Here is a 582-nt window from a genome sequence, read left to right as displayed (position 1 = left end):
ATTACCTGTGTTTATGAATCAAACTATCACTAATTTGATTCGTGCTGTTGTTTCCATTCTTTCAAAGAACTTTCGATCACTTACTGACCGTTAGCTGATGTCTGAGATCCGATCTCCGTGGCCCGTTTGGCCGTACATCTTGTTGTGTGTGTTTAAGAACTAAGTTGATTAAGTGGAGGATATCGGATTCGAACCGATGACCCCCTGCGTGCAAGGCAGGTGCTCTAGCCAACTGAGCTAATCCCCCGTAATCATTGTAGACCCGAGCAGATTTGAACTGCTGACCCCTACATTATCAGTGTAGTGCTCTAACCAGGCTGAGCTACGGATCTGTCTAGGTTGCCGGTTGCTGGTATCTATTCACTTAACCGTTCCAGTCCTTATTACCAACTTGGCGATTTGTTTTCTAAAGAACTTAATGTTTTTGAAAGAAGAAGGAAACAACAGCTCAAGGATAATGAGCTCTAAAAAGGAGGTATTCCAGCCGCACCTTCCGATACGGCTACCTTGTTACGACTTAGCCCCAATTACCGGTTTTACCCTAGGCGGCTCCTTGCGGTTACCGACTTCAGGTCCCCCCGG

General features: G+C 46.0%; 2 tRNA genes and 1 rRNA gene. All 3 read right to left on the bottom strand.

Features of this window, described 5'->3' with window-relative positions:
* Positions 1-173: 173 nt before the first annotated feature.
* Positions 174-247: transfer RNA gene (locus tag HGH92_RS33460), tRNA-Ala, on the bottom strand.
* Positions 248-257: 10 nt separating this feature from the next.
* Positions 258-332: transfer RNA gene (locus HGH92_RS33455), tRNA-Ile, on the bottom strand.
* A 136-nt stretch (positions 333-468) separates the two neighbouring features.
* Positions 469-582, bottom strand: a 16S ribosomal RNA gene (locus HGH92_RS33450); the annotation flags it as partial.

Origin of the sequence: Chitinophaga varians (assembly GCF_012641275.1) — a bacterium.
In the GTDB taxonomy this organism is placed as follows: Bacteria; Bacteroidota; Bacteroidia; order Chitinophagales; family Chitinophagaceae; genus Chitinophaga; species Chitinophaga varians_A.
The sequence above is the reverse complement of the archived record's forward strand: the minus strand, read 5'-3'. Positions and strand labels throughout refer to the sequence as shown.